At 67.0% G+C, this 16,391-nt stretch carries 20 protein-coding genes; 6 read left to right on the top strand and 14 right to left on the bottom strand.

What is annotated here, in order from left to right; genetic code table 11:
* Positions 1–75: 75 nt before the first annotated feature.
* Complete coding sequence (locus ROA7023_RS09975) at positions 76–585, top strand: MarR family winged helix-turn-helix transcriptional regulator (RefSeq protein ID WP_085878864.1); 510 nt, start codon at positions 76–78, stop codon at positions 583–585.
* Between the two features lie 329 nt (positions 586–914).
* Here ROA7023_RS09975 and ROA7023_RS24410 read toward each other — a convergent pair whose 3' ends face one another.
* The 13 genes from ROA7023_RS24410 to rlmJ all read right to left on the bottom strand — a co-directional run bounded on the left by ROA7023_RS24410 (position 915) and on the right by rlmJ (position 12,221).
* Complete coding sequence (locus tag ROA7023_RS24410) at positions 915–1,091, bottom strand: hypothetical protein (RefSeq protein WP_159458476.1); 177 nt, start codon at positions 1,089–1,091, stop codon at positions 915–917.
* A 319-nt stretch (positions 1,092–1,410) separates the two neighbouring features.
* The gene (locus ROA7023_RS09985; protein WP_085878866.1) at positions 1,411–2,703 is read right to left on the bottom strand and encodes an NAD(P)/FAD-dependent oxidoreductase; all 1,293 of its coding nucleotides are present in this window, start codon (positions 2,701–2,703) and stop codon (positions 1,411–1,413) included.
* Positions 2,700–2,978: a hypothetical protein gene (locus ROA7023_RS24740; RefSeq protein ID WP_200812484.1), complete on the bottom strand. Its 279-nt coding sequence runs from the start codon at positions 2,976–2,978 to the stop codon at positions 2,700–2,702. Before ROA7023_RS24740 ends, ROA7023_RS09985 begins: the two co-directional genes overlap by 4 nt.
* A 9-nt stretch (positions 2,979–2,987) precedes the next feature.
* Entirely contained in the window at positions 2,988–4,343 is a 1,356-nt protein-coding gene (locus tag ROA7023_RS09995) for a glutamine synthetase family protein (RefSeq protein WP_085878867.1), read from the bottom strand.
* Positions 4,340–5,020 (bottom strand): type 1 glutamine amidotransferase, encoded by a 681-nt coding sequence (locus ROA7023_RS10000; protein WP_085878868.1) that lies wholly within the window; start codon positions 5,018–5,020, stop codon positions 4,340–4,342. Before ROA7023_RS10000 ends, ROA7023_RS09995 begins: the two co-directional genes overlap by 4 nt.
* 115 nt (positions 5,021–5,135) lie before the next feature.
* Entirely contained in the window at positions 5,136–6,467 is a 1,332-nt protein-coding gene (locus tag ROA7023_RS10005) for a glutamine synthetase family protein (protein ID WP_085878869.1), read from the bottom strand.
* Complete coding sequence (locus ROA7023_RS10010; protein WP_085878870.1) at positions 6,464–7,276, bottom strand: ABC transporter permease; 813 nt, start codon at positions 7,274–7,276, stop codon at positions 6,464–6,466. Before ROA7023_RS10010 ends, ROA7023_RS10005 begins: the two co-directional genes overlap by 4 nt.
* Positions 7,277–7,370: 94 nt before the next feature.
* Positions 7,371–8,255, bottom strand: a complete 885-nt coding sequence (locus ROA7023_RS10015) for an ABC transporter permease (RefSeq protein WP_085878871.1) — start codon at positions 8,253–8,255, stop codon at positions 7,371–7,373.
* A gap of 181 nt (positions 8,256–8,436) precedes the next feature.
* Positions 8,437–9,174 (bottom strand): transporter substrate-binding domain-containing protein, encoded by a 738-nt coding sequence (locus ROA7023_RS10020; RefSeq protein WP_085878872.1) that lies wholly within the window; start codon positions 9,172–9,174, stop codon positions 8,437–8,439.
* 198 nt (positions 9,175–9,372) lie between these two features.
* Positions 9,373–10,143, bottom strand: coding sequence for an ABC transporter ATP-binding protein (locus ROA7023_RS10025; RefSeq protein ID WP_085878873.1), 771 nt, complete (start codon positions 10,141–10,143; stop codon positions 9,373–9,375).
* Between the two features lie 94 nt (positions 10,144–10,237).
* Positions 10,238–10,987, bottom strand: a complete 750-nt coding sequence (locus ROA7023_RS10030; RefSeq protein ID WP_234992128.1) for a phosphate/phosphite/phosphonate ABC transporter substrate-binding protein — start codon at positions 10,985–10,987, stop codon at positions 10,238–10,240.
* Positions 10,984–11,427, bottom strand: a complete 444-nt coding sequence (locus tag ROA7023_RS10035; protein WP_085878875.1) for a tellurite resistance TerB family protein — start codon at positions 11,425–11,427, stop codon at positions 10,984–10,986. The genes ROA7023_RS10030 and ROA7023_RS10035 overlap by 4 nt, the downstream gene beginning before the upstream one ends.
* Positions 11,428–11,432: 5 nt before the next feature.
* The gene (rlmJ, locus tag ROA7023_RS10040; protein WP_085878876.1) at positions 11,433–12,221 is read right to left on the bottom strand and encodes a 23S rRNA (adenine(2030)-N(6))-methyltransferase RlmJ; all 789 of its coding nucleotides are present in this window, start codon (positions 12,219–12,221) and stop codon (positions 11,433–11,435) included.
* A gap of 107 nt (positions 12,222–12,328) precedes the next feature.
* On the opposite strand from rlmJ, the gene ROA7023_RS10045 reads away from it, so the two are divergent.
* Positions 12,329–13,114, top strand: coding sequence for a MipA/OmpV family protein (locus ROA7023_RS10045; protein ID WP_234992130.1), 786 nt, complete (start codon positions 12,329–12,331; stop codon positions 13,112–13,114).
* 61 nt (positions 13,115–13,175) lie between these two features.
* Here ROA7023_RS10045 and ROA7023_RS10050 read toward each other — a convergent pair whose 3' ends face one another.
* Positions 13,176–13,793 (bottom strand): helix-turn-helix transcriptional regulator, encoded by a 618-nt coding sequence (locus tag ROA7023_RS10050; protein ID WP_085878878.1) that lies wholly within the window; start codon positions 13,791–13,793, stop codon positions 13,176–13,178.
* Between the two features lie 159 nt (positions 13,794–13,952).
* Here ROA7023_RS10050 and ROA7023_RS10055 point away from each other — a divergent pair, with 159 nt between their 5' ends.
* From ROA7023_RS10055 to ROA7023_RS10070, 4 genes are read left to right on the top strand one after another with little or no spacing between them, the layout of a single operon-like run.
* Positions 13,953–14,165 carry a twin-arginine translocase TatA/TatE family subunit gene (locus ROA7023_RS10055; protein WP_085878879.1) on the top strand — a complete coding sequence of 71 codons (213 nt, stop codon included), beginning with the start codon at positions 13,953–13,955 and terminating at the stop codon, positions 14,163–14,165.
* A 25-nt stretch (positions 14,166–14,190) separates the two neighbouring features.
* The gene (gene tatB / locus ROA7023_RS10060; RefSeq protein WP_085878880.1) at positions 14,191–14,670 is read left to right on the top strand and encodes a Sec-independent protein translocase protein TatB; all 480 of its coding nucleotides are present in this window, start codon (positions 14,191–14,193) and stop codon (positions 14,668–14,670) included.
* Complete coding sequence (gene tatC, locus ROA7023_RS10065; protein WP_085878881.1) at positions 14,667–15,539, top strand: twin-arginine translocase subunit TatC; 873 nt, start codon at positions 14,667–14,669, stop codon at positions 15,537–15,539. Before tatB ends, tatC begins: the two co-directional genes overlap by 4 nt.
* A complete protein-coding gene (locus tag ROA7023_RS10070; protein WP_085878882.1) occupies positions 15,536–16,375 on the top strand; it encodes an ATP-binding protein in 840 nt (279 codons plus the stop codon). Before tatC ends, ROA7023_RS10070 begins: the two co-directional genes overlap by 4 nt.
* Positions 16,376–16,391 lie beyond the last annotated feature (16 nt).

Raw genomic sequence — 16,391 nt, forward strand, 5'->3', positions numbered from 1 at the left:
CGCCCCGCGCTTAACCTGATCTTCGGCATTTTGATCCAAAAGCCATATTCGTGAGCAGGCCAATGGAGAAGATCGATGAGCGTATTCGCGCCGCTTGAAAACCCGGGTGGATCGGGGGCGGATGTCGGGTTCATGACCCGGTATCTGGATTCACTGACTTTGGTCGAGCGGCTGCACAGGCTCCTGCTTGACGTCATCAAGGACGAGTTCGAGCGTGTGGGGATCATCGAGATCAACGCGGTCCAGGCGTTGCTGCTTTTCAACGTGGGCGACAACGAGGTGACGGCCGGAGAGCTGAAATCGCGCGGCTACTACCAGGGCTCGAACGTCTCCTACAATCTCAAGAAGCTGGTGGAGCTTGGCTACATGCACCACCAGCGCTGCGAGATCGACCGCCGCTCCGTCCGGGTCCGCCTGACGCAGAAGGGCCGCGATGTGCGCGACGTGGTGGGCAAGCTCTTCTCCGGCCACGCCCGTGGCCTGCAGGAACGTGGCGTGCTCGACATGGCGGGGATCGAGGACATCACCGTCGCGCTCAAACGGCTGGAGCGCTACTGGACCGACCAGATCCGCTATATCTACTGACGCCGCCGGACGTGCATGTCGGCGGGTCGGCCGGCCGGTTGTCCGCGCCGTTCACGTGCGTTGCGGCCCGCAGCCGCAAAGATGCGCGGGCCCTTGGCGCCGGTCGGAGCGCAATCCAGGGCGCAGCGGGGCCTGACAGGGCGAAATCTCCGTCGCAGTCCTTCTCCAGAGAAAGCCCGAGCCTCACCGCCACCAGGTCCGCCCCGACCCCGGGCGCGTTCAAAGACCACGGTCTCGGGACAATGCCGTCGCTTGGCCTTCTCACGACCTCTCACGCCGTCTGATCCGCTGCCGGCGCCTCTCCTCCGGGGGAGCGGCCAAGGCGCGGCTCAGCCCGCGTCGCTCTGGTCGGTGGCGATTTCCGTGATGTCCGTGGCGATGGCATTCAGGACGAGCACCCCGGCCGCGAGGGCCACGACGCTGACCACCGCGACATGGATCGAAGGCCGCTGAAACAGGTGTTTTGGGCTGCTGCACCGGCCGCAGGCGTGTCCTGACAATCGCATTCGATGCCCACACTCGGCGCACTTGAACAACCGGAACCTCATCGTGGTTCTCCCAACGAATCTTCCCGACCAAAGCGGTGGGACAAAACAAAACCCCAACACCCATGCTTGTGATACAAATTGCGACGGGCAGACCTACCCCGGCGCCCGCTCGTCCGGGCGCATCAGGGGATAGTCAGGTATTCGTTATTCAGAAACGGGCAGGGCAGGACTCATCGACCCCGCACCTTCATTCACACCATGAATGCCGCGCTGCAGCAAGCCGTAAACCATCTGGGCGCCGGCTTTCGTCTCGACGCCTGAAAAATGGCCGCGGCTGCTATAATCCCAAACGGTCCCGCAACGAGAACCAGGTCATCGCCAGGGTCAGAAGGGGCGCACGAAACGCGGCGCCGCCGGGAAAGGCCGGGACGGGCAGCTTCTGGAGCGTGTCGAGCGCCCCCGTGCGCCCTGCGATCGCCTCGGCCATCACTTGCCCGGCGAGGCACGAAAGGGCGACGCCATGCCCCGAGAACCCGCCCGCGGCCAGCGTCCGGTCGTCGAGGCGGCCGACGAAAGGCAGGCGGGTCATGGTGATGCCCAGTGTTCCGCCCCAATGATGGGTAATCTCCGCGCCCTTGATCTGGGGAAACAGCGTCTCCATCCGGGCGCGGAGGGCGGTCAGGATGTCGGTCGGATAGCCGATGGAATAGCTCTCGCGCCCGCCGAACAGCAGCCGCTTGTCCTCGGACAGGCGAAAGTAGTTCACCACGAACTTGTCGTCGGCGACGGCGATATCGCGCGTCAGCACCTCCTGTGCCCGCGCCCCCAGCGGCTCGGTCGCGGCGATGAAACTGTTGATCGGCATGATCCGGGCGGCATAGCGGCGCGAGAGTCCCGGAAGATAACCGTTCCCCGCGAGGATCACATGCGTGGCCTCGACCCGTCCCTGGCCGGTGCGCACGGTGCCGGCATCGACCCCGTGCACCTCGGAGCGTTCGTGAATGACGACCCCCGCGGCCTCGGCCGCCTGCGCGAGCCCGAGCACGAGCCTGAGCGGGTGCACATGGCCCGCGTTCATGTCGAGCAGCCCGCCGGCATAGACCGGCGCCGGGCAGATCGCGCGAAAGGCCTCCCGGTCCAGGTATTCTGTCTCGTAGCCATAGCGCTCGGCGAGCCATTCGCCGTGGCGCCGCTCGTCCCGGGCGCCGGCCCCGGACCAGACGCCGTGCAGGACGCCGGGGGTGAACCGCGCCTCGGGCGCATGGTCGGCGCAGAGCTGGCGCACCAGCGACACCGCGTCCAGCCCGAGGTCCCACAGGTGGCGGGCGGTGTCCGCGCCCAGCCGCGCGGCCAGCCAGGCCGGGTCCTTGTTGAACCCGGCGCTGACCTGCCCGCCATTGCGTCCCGAGGCGCCGAAGCCCGCGCGGTGCGCCTCCAGCACCACGACCTTCAGCCCGTGCCGCGCCAGGGTCAGCGCGGCCGAGAGCCCGGTATAGCCCGCGCCCACGATGGCCACATCCGCCGTGATGGCGCCCTTGAGCGGCGGCCGTTCGGGCGCGATCTCGGCGGTGTCGGCATACCAGCTGGCCGGGTAGGTGCCCGGGCGATCGTTGCGATGCAGCGGGTTCATGCGGGTTTCTCGTAGACGCTGACGTGGCTTGTGCTGTCGGCGGCAAAGCCCGCGTCCGCCCAATCAGCCCATCGGTGGCGCAGACGCAGCCCGGCCAGCTGCGCCATCAGGTCGATCTCTGCCGGCCAGGCATAGCGCAGCACCAGCGGGCTGAGGCTGGCCGCCCCGGCCAGGCGAGAGATCCGGTCCACGCAAAGCGCCAGCGTGTGCGGCATCGGGCCGTCGTCATAGCTCTGCGCGTAGAGGCGGCCGAAGGTGGCGGGATCGAAATCCATGGCCGGCCCCTAGACGTTCAACAGCAGATGTTCCCGTTCCCACGGCGAGATGACCTGCAGGAATTCGCCGTATTCCGCCCGCTTGACGACCGAATAGACCCGCGCGAATTCGGGATGCAGCACCTCGTGCAGGGCCTTGGCCTCGTCAAACAGGTCGAGCGCAGCATAGAGCCCCTGCGGAATGGCGTCCTCCGCCTCGTAGGCATCGCCGTGGAACCGCTTGTCGGGCCAGGCCTCGTTGGTCAGCCCCAGGTAACCGCAGGCCAGCGAGGCGGCGATGCCGAGATAGGGGTTGCAATCCATCCCCGCGATCCGGTTCTCGATCCGCCGCGAGGACGGCTCCGAGATCGGGATGCGGATGCCGGTGGTCCGGTTGTCGCGCCCCCATTCTAGGTTGATCGGCGCGGCGTGGTCCTTCACGTAGCGCCGGTAGGAGTTGACGTAGGGCGCCAGCAGCGCCACTGCCTCGGGCAGATGCTCCTGCAGGCCGCCGATGAAGTGGAAGAAGGCATCCGTCTCGCCGCCCTGGGGGCCGGTGAAGATGTTGCGCCCCGCCTTGTCGAGCACGGAATGGTGGATGTGCATCGCCGAGCCGGGCTCGCCCTCGATCGGCTTGGCCATGAAGGTGGCGAAGCAATCGTGGCGCAGGGCGGCCTCGCGGATCAGCCGCTTGAAGTAGAAGATCTCGTCGGCCAGCTTGACCGGGTCGCCGTGGCGCAGGTTGATCTCCAGCTGGCCGGCGCCGCCCTCCTGGGTGATGCCGTCGATCTCAAACCCCTGGACCTCGGCCCACTCGTAGATGTCGTCGATCACGGGGCCGTATTCGTCCACCGCGGTCATCGAATAGGCCTGCCGGGCGGCGGCCGGGCGGCCGGTGCGGCCCATCATCGGCTCGATCGCCTTGGCCGGGTCGATGTTGCGCCCGACCAGGTAGAATTCCATCTCGGGGGCCACGACCGGCGTCCAGCCCCGCGCCTTGTAGAGGGCCACCACGCGCTTGAGCACGTTGCGCGGCGAGGTCGGCACCGGCACGTCCTTCTGGTCGTAGGCGTCGTGGATCACCTGCAGCGTGCCGTCGCTGGCCCAGGGCGCGGCGGTCGCGGTGTCCATGTCCGGGCGCAGGATCATGTCCGGCTCGGTAAAGCCGTCGCTGGCGGCGTCCTCGCCCCAATCGCCGGTGATGGTCTGATAAAAGATGGAATTCGGCAGGTGGAAATGGGTCAGCCGATCGAACTTCGCGGCCGGCACGGCCTTGCCGCGGGCGATGCCGGGAAGGTCGGCGATCACGCATTCCACCTCGTCCAGCCGATGCGCCTCCAGATAGGCCTGGGCCGCCGCCGGGATCCGTGTCGTCCAATGGCTCATGCCACGCGCCTCTCGGTCAGAAAGCGGGCGATGCGCCCGGCCATGTCGGCATTGTCCACCGGTGCGGCGAGCGACGCCGCGGCCCCGGCCAGCAGGTCCTTGGGGATCGGCCCGCCACGATGCTCGATCAGGCCAGCGATCAGCTCGGGACCGTATTCGGGATGGGGCTGGACGGTCAGGATCCGGTCGCCGTAAAGGAGCGCCGCGTTCTCGCACATCGGGTGGGTGCCGATCACCTCTGCGCCCTCGGGCAGGGCGACGACCTGGTCCTGGTGCCAGGCATTGAGCGCCAGCTGCGCCTCGCCGAACGCGTAGGTCTTGCGCCCGACCTGCCAGCCGCCCTCGAATTTCTCCACCTTGCCGCCAAGCGCCTGGGCGATGATCTGGTGGCCGAAACAGACCCCCACCAACGGCACGTCCGCGGCGTGAATGTCCCGGATCAACGCCTCCAGCGGCGCGATGAACGGCAGATCCTCGTAGGCGCCGTGCCGCGAGCCGGTGATCAGCCAGCCGTCCGCTTCCCGGGGGCCGTCCGGAAATTCCATATCCACGACGTTCCAGGTGGAAAACGTGAATCCCCGTCCGGCCAGCATGGCCTGGAAACAGTCCGAAATCGTGCCGAAGTCCCGGCGGAGCGCGTCTGGCGCGTGGCCGGTCTGAAGAATGCCGATGTGCATGAAACACCAATATGGTTGTCAGCCATTAGCTAGCCGTGCCCCGGGTTTGCCGCAAGAGGGCGGCTCCTTCATCTTGGTCAAAAACTCCCGCCGGAGGCGTCCGCCGGTGCCGCGTTCACACCGTGTCGAGATAAAGATCCACCTTTTCCTGCTCGGTCAGCTCGGCGACGTAGCGCAGCTCCTGCCGCTTGGTCGCGACATAGTTGCGGATCAGCTCCTCGGGCAGGATCCGGGCGATCAGTGGGTCCGCCTCGAAGGCGTCGATCGCCTCGGCCCAGGTGCCGGGCAGCTGGGCCAGGTCTTGCTCATAGGCATTGCCGGTGATCGGCGCGACAGGCTCCAGCTTGTCCTCGATCCCGATCAGCGCCGCGCCCAGGATCGCGGCGAGCATCAGATAGGGGTTCACGTCGCCGCCCGCCACCCGGTGCTCGATCCGTCGCGCCTTGGCCGAGCCCGCGGGGATCCTCAGCGCGGCCGTCCGGTTCTCATAGCCCCAGGCCACGCCCGTGGGCGCATGGGCCTCGGGCACCAGCCGGTCGTAGCTGTTGCCATGGGGAAAGAACAAAAGCGCAGAGCCCGGCATGGCTGCCAGGCACCCGGCGACCGCGTTGCGGAAGATGTCCGACCCCTCGGGCCCGCCATCGTCGAACACATTGCGGCCGTCGCGGTCCAGCAGCGAGAAATGCACATGCATCCCGTTGCCGGAATAATCCTCATAGGGTTTGGCCATGAAGGACGCGGCGAAACCGTGGCTGCGCGCGATCCCGCGCACCAGAAGCTTGAAGAGCCAGGCATCGTCCGCCGCCTTCAGCGCGTCGGGCACGTGGTTCAGGTTCACTTCGAACTGGCCGATCCCGGCCTCCGAGATCGCGGTGTCGGCGGGAATATCCATCGCCTCGCAGCCGTCGTAGATCTCGGTGAAGAACTCGTCGAAGGCATCCAGCGCCCGCAGGCTGAGGATTTCCGCGCCGGGGCGCCTTTTGCCCGAGCGCGGCGAGGGCGGCACGCGCAGGATCGGGCCGCGGTCGTCGATCACGTAGAATTCCAGCTCGGTGCCCACCACCGGTGTCAGGCCAAGGGCCCGGAACCGGCCAAGGACGCGGGCCAGCGCATGGCGGGGGTCGCCGCCGAACGGCCGTCCGTCCTCGCGGAACATCCACATCGGCAAGAGCGCGGTCGGCGCCGAGAGCCAGGGCATCGGCAGATAGCCCCGCTCGGTCGGCAGGGCCACACCGTCCGGGTCGCCGTCGGCGAAGACCAGTGGGCTGTCGTCGATATCCTCGCCCCAGATGTCGAGATTGAGGACCGAGAGCGGAAAGCGGGTGCCCTCGTCGAGCACCTTGTCGGCGAAGCGCCGGCCGAGCCGCTTGCCCCGCGCCACGCCGTTCAGGTCCGACGCGGCCACACGGATCGTGTGGACGTCGGGATTTTCTTGCAGCCATGTCATCTGGCGAGCATTGCTCCTGGGCGCATCCGCAGCCTTGTGCGCACGTTCGACGGAAGGTGGCGGTTCAGGCGCCGGTTGATGGCGCCCATTACCGCGATGATGCACAGCGTCACAAGGATGAAATAGCCCGCGAGGATCGGATAGGGCACGAAGGGATTGAAGGTCTTGTCAGCGAAATAGCTGGCATAATAGAGCGCATCGCCGCGCTGTTGCCGGGCCGGAAAGCCCGAGAAGAACACCAGGGTCGTGGCGTGGAACAAGAAGATCGCCTCGTTCGTATAGGCCGGCCAGGCGAGCCGTAGCATCGTGGGCCAGGTGATCTTGCGGAATTTCATCCAGCCGGTGAAGCCATAGGCATCGGCGGCCTCCACATCGCCCTTGGGGATGGATTGCAGCGCGCCGTAGAAGATCTCTCCGGAATAGGCGGCGGTGTTGAGAAACAGCACCACGGCCGCGCCGAGCCAGGCGCTGGTGAAGGGATCGAAGAGCGGGCTGGTGCCTTTCAGCGACAGGAAGGCGAAATAGGCGAAAAAGAACTGGATGAAGAGGGGCGAGCCCCGGACCACGAAGATGAACCATTCCGACGGTTTGCGCAGCCAGCGGCTTTGGGCGGCCTTGCCGAGGGCGACGGCGGTGGCCAGAAAGAAGCCCGAGACCAGCGCGATCAGGCCGAAGTAGATGTTCCAGAGCATGCCGGAGCCGATCAGCGTGACCTGCTGGCAGAGGGTGAATTCCGATCGCGGCAGCAGGCGTTCGCCGAAGCCCAGGCTGCGGAAGGCGTAGTCGGCGATGGTTTCCCAGCAGCTCATCGGATCGCCTCCCTGGCCGGTGTCGCAGGGGGGCGCTGCCCCCCGCCTGCGGCTCCCCCCGGGATATGGAAGGCAATGAAGATGCGGGCGGGGATCATGCGGCGCGGACCTTTCGCTGTCGCTCGCCGCCGGTGGTGGCCTGCCCGCGGGTGAGGCGGGTCATCAGGCGGGCGAGCACGATTTCGGAGACCCGCGTGAAGGCCAGGTAGAAGACGAGCAACGCGAGGAAATACCACATGCGCCAGTCGCCGTGGGGATAGTCGGTGAATTGCGGTGTCTTGGTGCCGCCGAGATCGCGCGCCCAATAGACGATATCCTCGACCCCCAGCAGGAACAGCAGCGGCGTCGCCTTGACAAGGACCATCCAGAGGTTCGAAAGGCCGGGCAGGGCATAAACCCACATCTGCGGCACCAGGATGCGCCAGAACGTCTGACGCGAGGACATGCCGTAGGCCTCGGCCGTCTCGATCTGGCCGCGGGGCACGGCGCGCATGGCACCGAAGAGGACATTGGCTGCAAACGCGCCGAAGACGATCGCGAAGGTCAGGACCGCGAGCGAAAAGCCATAGGTCTCGTGGATCCACTGGGGCGAGGTGGACAGTGGTACCTTGGCCGCGTCGCAGACCACGAAATCGCTGCCCTGCCGGATCGGCGCGTCCCAGTCCGGGCATTTCACCTTGTGGCGGACCCATTCGAGCATCTGGTCCAGCGCGATGACGAAGAACAGGAAGAAGGCGATGTCGGGCACGCCGCGCACCACCGCGATATAGCCCCGGCCCAGCCATGACAGGGGCGCGGGCCCGCGCGCGACGGCCGCCGCGACGAAGCCGAAGGCGAGCGCGAGGGGCGCCGTGATCGCCAGCAGCAGCAGCACGGTTCCGAAGGCGCCGTAGAAGGCCAGGTGCTTGCCCGTGGTCAGGTAGCAGGCGAGCCAGGGCAGCATGTCGAGCGTCGCGGGATCGGTGCAGAAAGAATACAAGGGACGGACGCCTTATCTCAGCCGGTCGGATGATCTTTGCAATGGCGGGTCGCTTAGGCAAGCGGCGTCGGCCTGTGCGGCCCCCCGTCGCGGACGGCCCGCCGGCGTCTGCCTTGAAAATGGCCGCCCGGCGGCGGCCGTGGCGCGGGCCCGGATGAAGGGCCCGCGCCGCCTCGGTCGATTATTCGTAGGTCGCGGCGTCCTCGCCGAACCACTTCAGGATCATCTCGTTCAGCGTGCCGTCCTCTTTCATCGAGGTGATGGCCGCGTCGAAGGAGGCCTTGAGCTCGGTATCGCTTTCGCGCAGGCCCATGCCGACGCCGCCGCCCAGCTGGACGTCCTCGCCCACGAACATCAGCTCGCCGCCCGAGGCGTCGACGATCGGAACCAGGTAGTCCTTGTCGGCGAAGACCGCGTCGGCCTCGCCGTTGCGGACCGCGGCGACGGTTTCCTCGGGGGTGGCGTATTCGATCAGGGCGGCGCCGCTCTCGGCGACGTATCCGGCCTGGATCGTGGCGGTCTGGGCGGCGACGACGCCACCGGTCAGGTCGGCGTCCTCGGACGTGCCGACAAAGGCGGAGGAGGCGGGCGGGATGTAATTCTGAGTGAAGTCGATGACCTCGTCGCGCTCGTCAGTGATCGACATGCCGGCGATGATCGTGTCGTAATTGCCCGAGACGAGGTTGGGGATGATCGAATCCCACTCGTTCGTCACCCATTCGCAGGTCAGTTCCGCGCGGGCGCAAAGCTCGTTTCCGAGCTCGATTTCGAAGCCGTCGACCTCGCCGGAATCGTTGAGGAAGTTGTAGGGAGGGTAGGCCCCCTCCGTGCCCATCCGGACGGTGGTTTCGTGTTCGGCGGCAAAGGCCATGCCGGCGGCAAGTGCAAGGCTGGCGGTCGTCAGCGCGAGTCTCTTCATCTGTGGTCTCCCGTGTTGGTGCGGCCGCGTTTGTGCTGCGCGGTCCGTATCGTGTCGCAGACGGTCAAGCAGAATTGTGCGCTTGGCATGACGGCAGCGCCGGTGTCGCGGCGTCCGTCTGTGCAAATGCCCGCTTTTTCGGCGCCCATCAGTCCCTCGGGGCCGGGTCCACGGTGGTCCGGCCGGTCGGCATTGGCCTCAGGCGGCCTGGCCCGCGTTCAGGAAGCCACGCAGGCGCTCGGATTTCGGGCTGCCGAACAGCGCGTCGGGCGGGCCCTCTTCCTCGATCAGGCCCTGGTGCAGGAAAACGACGTGATCGGAGACATCGGCGGCCAGTTTCATGTCATGGGTCACGATCACCATCGTGCGCCCTTCTTCAGCCAGGGCCTTGATCACGCGGACGACTTCCTGTTCCAGCTCGGGGTCGAGGGCGGAGGTCGGCTCGTCGAACAGCAGCGCCTTGGGCTCCATCGCGAGGGCGCGGGCGATGGCGGCGCGCTGCTGCTGGCCGCCGGACAGTTGCGCGGGGTAGGCATCGGCCTTGTCGCCGATCCCGACCTTGGCAAGATAGCCGCGGGCCGTCTCTTCGACCTCGGCGCGGTTGTGGCCGAGGACGGTGACCGGCGCCTCCATGACGTTCTGCAACATCGTCATGTGCGCCCAGAGGTTGAACTGCTGGAACACCATCGACAGGTTCGTCCGGATCCGGATCATCTGTTTGCGGTCGCCGGGGTGGCGGCCATGGCCCTGGCCGCGCCAGATGACCGGCTCGCCGCAGAAGATGACGTCGCCCTGCTGGCTGTCCTCCAGCAGGTTGGCGCAGCGCAGCAGGGTCGATTTGCCGGAGCCGGAGGAGCCGATCATCGACACGACATGGCCGGCGGGGGCTGTGATGTCGACGCCCTTGAGGACCTCCAGCGCACCGTAGCTTTTGTGCAGATTTCGGATTTCGATGACAGGCGCGGTCATGTGTCCCCCTTGTGCGATGCCGCAAACTAGGACGCAGAACGCGGTAGAATGCAACGATTTGCGACGGGCGGCTGGCCGGACCGGGGGCGGATGCCTAATAGGTCGGCGGGGTGGGGACCGCGAGATAGGCCTCGGCCGGGATATCGACCAGCGCGGTGATGGGCAGGACCGCGCGGTCGCGGGCCGGCATCGCGTCGATCGCCGCCCTCGCGGCGTGGCGCAGGGCGGCGGCATCGCCGGCGGGGCCGGTGACAAAGGGCAGGCCGGGGGTGGGGGCGGTGTGGCCGACCTCGGTCAGGGCGGCGGTCTCGGCGTCCCAGGCGGTGGCCATGCGCCAGGTCTGCATGTCGATGCAGGCGATATCCGCGGCACCGCCCGCCACTGCCGCGATCGAGGCGCGGTGGCCACCGGTGGACAGAATGCTCTCGAACCGAGGCAGGCCGAGATCGCGCATGTGGTTCTGCGCCGCCGCCCAGCCCGATTGCGAGTTCCGGCTGTTGTAGGCCAGGGTCAGCCCGGCCCAGGCGGCCGGGTCGGTCCCGGCGGTGTCGCGGCGCATGATGAAGGTCGAGGCATAATGCCCGGGCGGACAGCCGGGCAGGCCATAATCGGGTGTGCCGATCAACTGGACATGGCCATGCAGGCGCGCCCGGAACGGCAACCCGCAGCATTGGGAGAAGGCGAGATCCGGGCAAAGCCAGTGATCCCAGAGACTTTCGGGATCTTCCAGGGTCTCCGGCAGGTCGGGCCCGGCGAGGGCACGGATCGCAGACCAGAGGTTGTGCTGGGCCGCCGCCGTCTCGGGCCGCGCGTACATGGGCAACGCCGCACGGGGCGTGGTCACGACAGCCGTCCCTCGACCCGCTGGCGCGCGAGGGCGCTGTCCTGGTCGGCCACGCCCAGCATCGGGGCGACCATGCGCAGCAGCGCGTCTTCCTCGTTGTCGCGGATGCCGTCGGCGAGGACGACTTCCCACAAGGTCTCGATCACCGCCTCGCGATCCTCGTATGGCACCGCATCCTTGATGGCGCGGGTAAAGCGCACGGTGTCGGGGGCCTGATGCTCCAGCGTTTCGGCATCGGCGCGCAGCTTGGCCGAATCGACCGGGTTCAGGCCGTAGCGCACACCGACGATCCTGTCGATCCGCGCGATTTCCTCGGCGGAATATGTGCCGTCAGCCTTTGCCAGCCTCACGAGAAGCGCGGTCAGCGCCAGCCGGGCGTCGGTGTCGGGCAGGGGCTCTGGGGCGGGGGCCGTCAAGCGGCGCAGAAGATCACCAAACATGCCCGTTAGATAATGCCGGGGTCGCGGGAAGGAAAGAGGGCGGACAACCGCTCCAGCTCCGATGTGAGCGCCCAGGGCGGGTTCACGATGGCCAGGCCGGAGCCGATCATGCCGTGGCCGGGCCGCGCGGGCGGAAAGCCGATGCCGTGGAGCGTGATGCCGGGGATGTCCTTGCGCAGCCGGGCCACGAGGGGCTTGTGCACGCCCGAGACCAGCAGCGGAAACCACAGGATCAGGACGCCGACCGGCCAGATCCTGTGCACCTTTGCCAAGAGTGCCGGCATCGCCTTGTAGTCTTCCTTGAGCTCCCACGAAGGGTCGATGAGCATCAGCCCGCGACGCGGGGTCGGCGGGCAGATCGACATGGCAAGCTCTGCCCCGTCCTGGCGGTAGAGCCGAGCCTTGCCGCCCATCGTTGCGACCAGGGCCGCGTATTCCGCGGGATGAAGCTCGGCCAGGTGCAGGCTGTCGTCGGGGCGCACGAAATGCCGGGCGATCAGCGGCGAGCCGGGGTAGGCCTGCGGGCCGAAGCTGTCGCGCACCGCGGCGCAGGCGCGGATCAGCGGGTGGTCGGGGGGCAGGGTCCGGCCAACCCTGAGAATGCCTTGCGCTGCCTCGCCGGTCTTTTGCGCCTCGGCCCCGTCGAGCGCGTAGAGCCCGCGCCCGGCATGGGTTTCCACGTAGGTCATGGGCTTGGATTTCTGCGCCAGGTAGTCCAGCGCCGTGGCCAGCACCGCGTGCTTGTGGACATCCGCCATGTTGCCGGCGTGATAGGCATGTTGATAAGATAGCATGCACGATCCCTGCATCGCGCGGAGAAATCCCGCAAGGCCCCGAATGTCGTTGGCCGAATCGGGCGGCGGGGCTAGTTAGCTTGAAAACGTGCAAAGAGGCGACCTTCGTGCAGACAAGACCAACAATTTCCGCGCTCTGCCTGATCCTTCCGGGGCTCTTGGCGATGCCTGCACAGGCGCAGCTCATGGGCGGCGACACGGGCAATTTCGTGGAATTCACCCTGCGGGGCGGGATCAACGCCGAGCCGGAATATTTCGGGTCCGAGGATCTGGCCTATGGTCCGGACTTCAACATCTCCGATGTCCGTTTGCGGTTTGCCGGGCGGGAGTTCGGCGGCGGTGACGCTCAGGGGTTCGGGGTCCATGGCGCGTTCCGCTACATCGGGGCGCGGGATGCGAGCGCGTTCTCGGAATTGTCGGGGCTCGATGATGTGGACCTTGCGCTCGAGCTTGGCGTGGGGCTTGGATATACCTCCCGCGCATTCGAGGCGTTTGCAGATCTGCGCTACGGCGTGGTTGGTCACGAATCCCTCGTGGCGGAGTTCGGGGCCGATGCGGTGTTTCGCCCTACGAACGACCTGACCATGCGGTTCGGGCCGCGGCTGCTGTTGGGCAGCGAGGATTACACCCAGACCTATTTCGGCGTGAGTGCGGCCGAGGCCGCCGCATCGGGCGGCCGGTTCGCGGCCTTCGATGCGGATGCGGGCCCGGTGAGCGCGGGCGTCGAGCTTGGCGTGACCTACCAGATCAACCAGACTTGGGGGATCGACGGTGCGGTGACCTACGAGCAATTCATCGGCTCGGCCGCCGACAGCCCGATCGTGTCGCAGGGCACGGCGGACCAGACCTCCGTGCGGCTGGGAATAACGCGCAGCCTGTCGCTGGATTTCTGAAGACGGCGGACGGCGCTCGCGCCAGGGGCGCATCGCCCCGCCCACCGTCCCCGGCCGCTTTTCAGCTGCGATCGTAGTCCTTTGCGCGACGGCCGGGTTCGTCGACGAACAGGCTGGGCAGGACTGTCAGCGCGGTGATCCTGTCGACCGGCGTTTCGCGAAAGACGCCGGCGGTTTCGTCCCATGACAGCAGCGTCCAGAGCCGCCCCCAGAAGTCGAGCCGCAGGGGCCGCACCCGGTGGTCGTCCAGCAACAGCTTTTGCCGGGACCGGATCGCCTGGCGCAGCACGGGCAGATGGCGCAGGGCGCGGGCGGCGGCGTCCGTCGGGCGGGCCGCGATGCCGTCCTCGGGCAGGGCCGCGTCGAGCTTGTCCGCGAGGCGGGCCGCTGCGGCGCCGAGTTCCGCATCGCCCGACTGGGCCACTGCCGCGAGGCCGACCTGCAGGGCCTCGAGCTCTTCCGGAGTGAGGTGCAGGGGCGGCAGGCTGATCGTGGCGGTGATCCGGTAGCCGGTGCCACGGGTGCCGGCCACGGGTACGCCGGCCTCGCGCAGCGCCGCCATGTCGCGATAGATCGTACGTTCCGTCACATCCAGCGCCGCGGCAAGATCGGCCGCCCGGTCCACGCCCGGGCGTTTGAGCCGGGACATCAGGTCGGACAGGCGGTCGGCACGGGTCATGGGCGCTCCTGACAGGTTTCTGTCACAAAAACCGCGCCGGCACCAGCGCGAGCGGAGAATGCCGCGCGAATGCGGGTTTCGTGGGAGGCCGCTGGCCGGTTAGGTGGGGGCGAAGTCTTTCGGCGCCCTCCGTGGTGCCCTCTCAGTGGAGTTGAAACCATGCTGAACAACATCGGCCTTCCCGGCCTTCTTCTTATCGCCGTCGTCGTGCTTGTCCTGTTCGGGCGCGGCAAGATCTCGTCGTTGATGGGCGAGGTCGGCAAGGGCATCACCGCCTTCAAGCGGGGCGTCGACGATGGCAAGCAGGAGATCGAGGACAGCCTCGACAGCAACCGCGACGAGGCGACGGCCGAGGAAAAAGACCGCGCCTGACCGGCGGTTCTAGAGGGCACATATCATGTTCGGACTCGGATGGACCGAGATGCTGGTCATCGGCATCGTGGCGCTGATCGTCGTGGGTCCGGAGGACTTGCCGCAGATGTTTCGCACCATGGGCAAGTTCACCGGCAAGGCGCGGGGGATGGCGCGGGAATTCAGCCGCGCGATGAACGACGCCGCCGACCAGGCCGGCGTCAACGAGATCAACAAGTCCATCAAGGCCGCGGCCAATCCGGCAAAGTTCAGCACGGACCAGCTGCGCAAGGCCGCCGGTTTCGGGCCCGAGACGCAGAAGCTGTCCGAGGAGCGCGAGGAGACCCGGCGCAAGGTCTCGGAATACACGGCGAAGAAGGCCGAGGAGCGGCTGGCCCGCGAGGCCGCGCAGGCCGAAGCCGACGAGGATGAAGCCGTGGCGGCCGAGCTTGCGGAGAGCGCCGAGGCCGAAGCCGAGGCGACCCCGCGTCCGCAGCCCGAGCAGAGCGAGACCTCGAAGTCATGACCCAGATCGACGAGCTTCAGGACAGCGCCGCGCCGCTGATCGAACACCTCCGGGAGTTGCGCTCTCGGCTGATACACTCGGTCGGGGCGTTCCTGGTCGGGATGATCATATGCTTCACCGTGGCGACCCCGGTGTTCAACTTCCTGACCCAGCCGCTGTGCCAGGTCCTCGCGGAGCGGGGCCAGGATTGCGACCTGATCTTCATCTCGCCGCAGGAAGGCTTCTTCGTCGCGATCAAGGTGTCGCTGCTGGGGGGGCTGATGCTGTCGTTCCCCTATATTTCCTACCAGATGTGGCGGTTCGTGGCGCCCGGGCTCTACAAGTCCGAGAAGGGCGCCTTTCTGCCGTTCATGCTGGCCTCGCCGTTCATGTTCCTGCTGGGGTCGTCCTTCGCCTTCTATGTGGTGACGCCGCTGGCCTATGATTTCTTCCTGGGCTTCCAGCAATTCGGGCAGGAGGGCGAGGCGGTCATCGAGCAGAGCGGGCTGTCGGTGGTGTTCCAGGGCTCGGCGCAGGAGTACCTGAACCTGACGGTGAAGTTCATCGTGGCCTTCGGTCTGTGTTTCCAACTGCCCGTGTTGCTGACGTTGATGGGCAAGGCCGGGTTGGTATCGGCGCCGGGCCTGCGCTCGGTCCGGAAATACGCGGTGGTCGGCATCCTGCTGCTGGCGGCGATCGTGACCCCGCCGGACGTGGTGACGCAGATCATCCTCTTCGTGGTGGTCTACGGGCTCTACGAGATCTCGATCCACCTTGTGCAGCGCGTTGAGCGCAAGCGCGAAGAGCAGCTGCGCGCCGAAGGGGTGCTGGGCGAGAACGAGGGTCTGCACGACCTCTATGAGGACGACGATGACGAGGCCGGACGATGAGTGATCCGCTGGAGCGGGTTGCGGCCGCCCTCGAACGGCTTGCCCCGGCGCCCGAGGCGGCGCCGGATTTCGGCCAGGCGGCGGCGTTCGTCTGGCACCCGGATCCGGACCGTCTGGCGCCGGTGCGGACGGTGAACCGGGTGGATGTGGATCTGCTGCTGGGGATCGAGCGGTCGCGCGATACATTGCTGCAGAACACCCGCCAGTTCGCCGCTGGCTTGCCCGCGAACAATGCCCTGCTCTGGGGTGCCCGGGGCATGGGAAAGTCGAGCCTTGTCAAGGCGGTGCACGGCGCGGTTCACATGAACTACCCGGATCTGAAGATCATCGAGATCCAGCGTGAGGATCTCGCCTCCATCGGCCGCTGCCTGGCGCATCTGCGAGGGGCACGGGAACGCTTCGTGCTGTTCTGCGACGACCTGTCGTTTTCCCATGACGATGCCCATTACAAGTCGCTGAAAGCGGTTCTGGACGGCGGGATCGAGGGCCGGCCGGACAATGTCGTGCTTTACGCCACATCGAACCGGCGGCACCTGATGCCCCGGGACATGATCGAGAACGAGCGGTCTTCGGCGATTTCCCCCTCCGAGGCGGTGGAAGAGAAAGTGTCGCTTTCGGATCGGTTCGGGCTGTGGCTGGGATTTCATCCCTGTGACCAGGATCAGTATCTGGCGATGATCCGCGGCTATTGCGACGCCCACGGTGTCGAGATCGAAGAGGAGACGCTGCGGGCCGAGGCGATCGAATGGCAGGCCACGCGCGGATCGCGGTCCGGCCGGGTCGCCTGGCAGTATTTCACCGATCTGGCGGGGCGGCGGGGCGTGACCCTGGGCTGAGGCCCCTTGCATCCCT

The sequence above is a fragment of the Roseisalinus antarcticus genome (genome assembly GCF_900172355.1).
Classification (GTDB): Bacteria; Pseudomonadota; Alphaproteobacteria; order Rhodobacterales; family Rhodobacteraceae; genus Oceanicola; species Oceanicola antarcticus_A.